This is a genomic window from Streptomyces sp. NPDC059456 (assembly GCF_042750055.1).
In the GTDB taxonomy this organism is placed as follows: Bacteria; Actinomycetota; Actinomycetes; order Streptomycetales; family Streptomycetaceae; genus Streptomyces.
The window spans coordinates 1-5,599 of the sequence record NZ_JBHYVA010000575.1 but is presented as its reverse complement, the minus strand read 5'-3'; the positions used below and the strand labels follow the sequence as shown (position 1 = coordinate 5,599).

At 70.4% G+C, this 5,599-nt stretch carries 6 protein-coding genes and 1 pseudogene; 4 read left to right on the top strand and 3 right to left on the bottom strand.

Features of this window, described 5'->3' with window-relative positions; translation table 11 throughout:
* Positions 1-124 precede the first annotated feature (124 nt).
* Positions 125-1,012: a hypothetical protein gene (locus ACFXA3_RS33785; RefSeq protein WP_385193198.1), complete on the top strand. Its 888-nt coding sequence runs from the start codon at positions 125-127 to the stop codon at positions 1,010-1,012.
* 20 nt (positions 1,013-1,032) lie between these two features.
* Here the strand turns inward: ACFXA3_RS33785 and ACFXA3_RS33780 are convergent, their stop codons facing one another.
* From ACFXA3_RS33780 to ACFXA3_RS33770, 3 genes are all read right to left on the bottom strand, one after another.
* Positions 1,033-1,524: a hypothetical protein gene (locus ACFXA3_RS33780; protein WP_385193196.1), complete on the bottom strand. Its 492-nt coding sequence runs from the start codon at positions 1,522-1,524 to the stop codon at positions 1,033-1,035.
* A gap of 132 nt (positions 1,525-1,656) precedes the next feature.
* Positions 1,657-2,501 (bottom strand): IS5 family transposase gene (locus ACFXA3_RS33775; protein ID WP_385193194.1). Its coding sequence is split into 2 segments (ribosomal slippage): positions 1,657-2,171 and positions 2,171-2,501, totalling 846 coding nucleotides; the frame shifts between segments, so codons are not numbered across the junction.
* Between the two features lie 37 nt (positions 2,502-2,538).
* The gene (locus ACFXA3_RS33770) at positions 2,539-2,982 is read right to left on the bottom strand and encodes a hypothetical protein (RefSeq protein ID WP_385193191.1); all 444 of its coding nucleotides are present in this window, start codon (positions 2,980-2,982) and stop codon (positions 2,539-2,541) included.
* A 411-nt stretch (positions 2,983-3,393) separates the two neighbouring features.
* Here ACFXA3_RS33770 and ACFXA3_RS33765 point away from each other — a divergent pair, with 411 nt between their 5' ends.
* From ACFXA3_RS33765 to ACFXA3_RS33755, 3 genes and pseudogenes are all read left to right on the top strand, one after another.
* On the top strand, positions 3,394-4,419 hold the full coding sequence (locus ACFXA3_RS33765; protein WP_385193189.1) for an ATP-dependent DNA ligase: 1,026 nt from the start codon (positions 3,394-3,396) through the stop codon (positions 4,417-4,419).
* A gap of 234 nt (positions 4,420-4,653) precedes the next feature.
* Positions 4,654-5,199, top strand: a complete 546-nt coding sequence (locus tag ACFXA3_RS33760; protein ID WP_385193187.1) for a hypothetical protein — start codon at positions 4,654-4,656, stop codon at positions 5,197-5,199.
* Positions 5,196-5,599: pseudogene (locus ACFXA3_RS33755) on the top strand (hypothetical protein); the annotation flags it as partial. The gene ACFXA3_RS33760 and the pseudogene ACFXA3_RS33755, both read left to right, overlap by 4 nt.

The following is a 5,599-nucleotide window of genomic DNA, read 5'->3' as shown; positions in this document are numbered from 1 at the left end:
GCGCCGCCCCCCCGCGGGCGGGGGGGGGGCGGGGGGGGGGGGGCCCGGGTGGGTGCGCCCCCCGCACCGGGGGCCCTGCCCCGCGCCCGGGCCCCCCACGGCCCGCCCGCCCCGGGACCTGCGGGTGACTGTCCTGACCTGGTACATGCGCGCCGGCACCCCATCCCCGCACTCGCGCCAGCCGATTCCGGAGCCGCCCTTCGAAGCGGTCCGCGACGCGCTTGTGTGGGCCCTGCGCCGCAGTCCGGTCCAACGCCTCATCGGCCAGGCCCGCCGGGCCCGCGACGACAGCGATGCCGACGACCTCTACACCGACGCCGAGAAGCTGCTCGCACGGTCACCGGGCCCCTTCGGGCATCCGGGTCGGATGCGCGAAGCGCTCCTTGCCGACGACCAGGACATCCAACCCCCACCGCGTGGTCTGGCGCGGGGTCTCGTGCACCTGATCGCAGCCCTCGGGCTGCCACCGGGAGAGGTGAGCGCGAAGTGCCTCGCGGCCGCGTTGACCAACTCCGGACTGCTCCCTCAGCTCGACCAAGACACCCTGGCTGCGGCCTTCGAGCACGCTGAGCGTGACGGGATCCTCGACCATCTACTTCAGGGCCCGCGGGAACGCGATGCCGTCGCGCAAGCCGCGAGCGTCAATCCCGAGGCCCTGGCTCGCGCGCGTGAGATCGCCCGCATCCTCGGCTTCTGCGGCAGCATCTACCTGATGCACGGCCTGCTGCTCCCGGATACCCCGGGCCAGAAGGCGATCCGCGCCGTCATCGACGAGCTGGGTGTCGGCGAGGTGGTGCTGTCGGCCGTGCGGAGCGTGAACAAGGTCGACGCGGCCTACACCCTCAGCATGTGTATGGAACCGTGGGTCGAGCAGCTCGCCGACCAGCTGAACGAGGCGATCATTGAGAACCTTGAGCAGGTGTTTCGAAGCCCGGGAGAGCTGGATTCAGCCGAGGCCCTCATGCATGCCTGGCGGGCCACCTTCGACGCTCTTGCCGGCCAGAGCCAGTAGGCGTACGTGTCCCGTCAGCTTCACGATGGGGACGGCGCACCCCATGGGAGGGCCTCCCAGGCCTGATCCAGGATCGGGTTGATCACCGTCCGGCTTCCCGCCATGGACCTCAGGGACCACCCTTCGGGCGGCGGCTCCTCGACGTGAGCCAGGATCGCGGCCTCCAGGCCCGGGTCGGTCGCGACGACCGCGTCCTCCAGTTCGCTGCACGAGGCGACCACCGTGGGCACGTCCGTGTCTGGCAGTACGCTGCGGAACGCCGGAGTGTTGACCAGGTGGTACGGCTCCATGGTCACCACGATCCCGAACATCGGCCGATCATGGGGCAGGTGCGCGAACTTCGGGTCCTGCTGCCGGATGAGATCCGCGGTGACGGGGATCTGTTTCCCGATGGCCTTGCCCAGCTTCGTGTTGAGCTCCTCATCGAACGTCTGCTGCGGCCCGAGCCGGAGGCCGACGGTGGGCCGGAAGGCCTTGGCCTCCACGAGCAGCACGAGGCCGGGAAGGACCACGATCCAGTTGATGCTCTTCTTCTCCCCGTTCTTGCCGTAGACGATCTCCGGATAGACCTTGGCGTCTGGAAGAAGGCGGAGTTGCCGACCGACGTACTGCTCAAACAGCTCGGCTAGGCCGTTTCCTGTGGATCACCGTGCTGACCAGATGAAGATGGCGGCGAGGTGGAGTCCGGCGAGGTAGATGGTGGCGGTCTTGTCGTAGCGGGTGGCCAGGCCGCGCCACTGTTTGAGTTTGTTGATGCACCGCTCGACGGTGTTCCGTCGCTTGTATGCCTCGCGGTCGAAGGCCGGCGGCCTGCCGCCGCGACTGCCCAGGCGCTGGCGGTTCGCGGCCTGGTCCGCGGGCTGTGGGATGACTGCCCGGATCCCGCGCTTGCGCAGATGGCCTCGGATCGCCCGCGACGAATACGCCTTGTCCGCGAGGACGGCAGTGGGTGTGGTCCGCGGCCTGCCGGCAGGGCGGGGCACCCTGATCCGGGCCATGACCTGCTCGAATGCGGGTGCGTCGCCGGCCTGCCCAGGCGTGATGACGAACGCAAGCGGCCGGCAGCGGCCGTCGGCTGCCAGATGGATTTTGGTGGTCAGTCCGCCGCGGGACCGTCTGAGGGCATGGTCGGCGGGCTCGCCGGCCGGGGCCCCTTTTGACGGGCTCCGGCAGCGTGCTGATGTGCCCGCACGATCGTGGAATCGACCGCGACGACCCACTCCAGGTCGCCCTCGGCGTCAGCCTGGGCGAGCAGAGCGGTGAACACCTTCGCCCACGTGCCGTCCGCCGCCCAGACCCGCAGGCGGTTGTGAACGCCCTTCCAGGACCCGAAGTGCTCGGGCAGGTCCATCCACGGCGTCCCGGTGCGGTACTTGAACGCGATCGCGTCGATCACCTGGCGGTGATCACGCCACCGCCCACCCCGCCGAGGCGCCCGGTCCGGCAATAACGGCTCGATGCGTGCCCACTGGGCATCAGTCAACGACACACATCAACCAACGATCAGATGATCCTCAGGAAACGGCCTAGTTGGGGTCCTCGCGGGCCTCGTACCCTTCGAGGCCGGCCCAGAGCAGGGGAGGGACAAGTGCCGCCAGGTACCAGGCGAGGTCGGTGAACTGTGGCGCGTCCGGGACACTCCGGCGGTCGATGGTGGGAAGGAAGGAGACTTCCCTGCGCTGCGCGGAGAACATGAGCATGCCGCCAGTCCCGCCCTGCGGGTGGTAAATGTTCAGCGCCACGGTGAAGGGCAGATTCGCCGCGGAGTCCAGCTCCGCGAGCACGGCGTTCAGGCAGTCGGGGGTGCTGTCGTACCACTCGTGCATGTCGTCTGCATCGTTGATCATGTACGAGATGTAGCCGGGGCGTTCCTCAGCAGACCAGCCGGCGGGGGTCAGCAACTCCAACAAGCCGCGCACGGTGGTTGGGCGCTGGAAGGTGAAGTCGATGTCTGCTTGTCGGTTACCCACGTGCGTCTCCGGGAGCTTGAGCGGTCGCGTCGCATACTCGCCGCTACGCAACGCTCCGTCGACCCGATTTCCCTGGGACCGCTGCTCCAGCGCGTGGAGTGCCCGACGCAGGGCACTGCACCGAGCCTGAGTATCGGTCGGTTCCTTGGTCGGCTGCGGGGGTCGATTCTGAGCATCAGAGTTGTCCACCCAGGTCACATAGCGCGCTCCGTTACAGGGCTGGTGGCACAAACAGGGCGGCGAGGCGGAGAAGGGACCGGCGGTGCATGGCTTGTCACCGTGCCGCAGCCGGGCCTGAGACGGCCTCCGACGGCGCCGTGGCGCCCCTCGGACGGATGATGCGAGGGCGGCATCGGCCCGATCTGGCCGACCCTGGAAGGCGAAGGAGTGAGCGGAAGGGAGGCTCCGGGGATGGTGCTCAGGCCGCCGGTGGATCCGATGCTGGCGCACGCCGCGGAGTCGGTGCCGGGCCCGGTCGCGCTGCGGGCGGGGGTGGCGTACGAGCAGAAGCTGGACAGGCACCGGGCGCTGCTGTTCACCCAGACCGGCCCGGGTGGCACGGTGGTGGTGCAGACCCGTCGCGGGGCGCTGGTCCAGGACCGGTGGCCAGACCTGATGGCCGCCGCCGTCGAGCAGTTGCCGCCAGGCCTGGTCCTCGATGGCGAGCTGGTCGTCTGGGACGCCGAGGAGGGCCGGCTGTCGTTTGAGGCGTTGCAGCGCCGGGCCGCCGCCCGCGCCCGCAGCGCCCCGGCTCTGGCCGCCCGGTGGCCGGCCTACTTCGTCGCGTTCGACCTCTTGCAGCTCGGCGGCGAGGAGCTCCTGCGATGGCCGTACAGGGACCGCAGGACTGAACTGGAGAAGTTGTTCACCGACTACGCCCTGACCGCACCGTGGACGCTCGTCCCGCAGACGACGGACCCGGCTAAGGCCCGGGAGTGGCTGGAAACCTGGACCGACGTGACCGGGGTCGAAGGCCTGGTCATCAAGCCCCTGACCAGCAAATATCTGCCCGGCTACCGCGGGTGGACCAAGATCAGAAGACGTGACGCCACGGAGGCCATCATCGGCGCCATCACCGGCACCCTGACCCGCCCCCAGCTCCTCGTCCTCGGCCGCCACGACCAGAACGGCCGGCTGCGCGCGGTGGGCCGGACAGTACCGCTGCGCCCGGATGTCTCCCGGCAGGTCGGCGAGCACCTCGCCGCGGCCGACCCCGGCCACCCCTTCGAGGGGGTGCGGTTCACCTCCACGTGGGGGAGCCGTGACGTTCTGGACGTGGTGCTCGTCCGTCCGGACGTGGTGGCGGAGGTCAGCGCAGACCGGGCGGTTGACCTGGGCGTTTTCCGGCACCCGCTGAGGTTCCAGCGGATCCGCCTGGACGTGACCACCAGCGACGTCCCGCCCTTCGGCCAGGGCCCGGCCGCGGCCGTCGGCTGACCGCCCGTCCCGCGCTGACGAACAGGTCCCTCGCGGCCGGCATCGATGGGTGCAGGCCCCCGTTGCGTGTCCCCCGCAGGAGTGAATCCGGCCCTCGCGTACCCGTAGGCGGTTTGTGCGGTGCACCCCCAACCCGCCCCGAAATGAGGGCTATTGACATTGAACGGGATCTTTCGGCACGTTTCCGGCGCGGCCTGACGGTCGGGCCGCCGATGTGTGATCGGAGTGCGATTCATGGCGCGTTCGGTACGGGAGCAGTACGGCGAGGGGCAGGTCGCGGCCCGGCTGCGGGTGCCGTTGGTGGCCTGGCGGTGGGCTGTCGGTTCGGGCCTGGTCCCGCAGGCGGACGCCGGGCTCGGGTTGTGGTCGCGGGCGGTGGTGGAGGCCGCCGACCCTGAGCAGGTCCGCGCGGCGCTGCGGGGCCCGAGCGGTGCCGGGGTGGCGACGGACCGGCTGACGGAGGCCCTCGGGGAGCCGTTGCCGATTCTCCGGCCGAGGGTGACCGCGGCTGCGGTCGGTCACTTGGTGAGGGCCGGTCTCCTGGTCTACCTCGGCTGGGACCCCCAGTTCCCCGACGTGCATCCGGACCAGGTGGCAGCGCTCGCCCGCCGCCGGGACCTGCCCGCCTTCCTGGACGCGCACGTGCCGGTCGGCCCGGCCCAGGCCGCGGTACGCCTCGGCGTCCGCCGTGCGGACTTCGACCAGATCACCGGCCGGCTTGGGTGGTTGTCCCCGGTCGATTCCGTGGACATCGACTACAAGCGCACCAAGGCGGGGTGACCACCATCCCCCTCTACGACGCCCAGGAGATCGCGCTTTTGGAGGTGGTCCGCCCTCACGCGGACTGGCGGGCCGTACGCACCGCCCGGCCGGGGAGCCGCTCCCCGCTCGCTGCCTTCGAACCGGCCGTCCCGGGCGGTGACCTGGTGTTGTTGGCGGGGGTGGCGCGGATCGCAAGGGTGGGCCGGGCCGCGGTGGCGTGCTGGCGCCGTCGGCACCCTGACTTCCCCGCCCCGGTGGCCGGCACGGACGTCCACCCGCAGTTCGATTGCGGCGCGGTCGTGGCCTGGCTCCTCGCCCACGACAAGATCGGCGTACCCATGGGGCCGACGGTTGCCACGCTGGTGGTGGCCGGGTCCGGGGGCGGTCTGGTATTCTCAACGGTCTCTGATACGCCAGA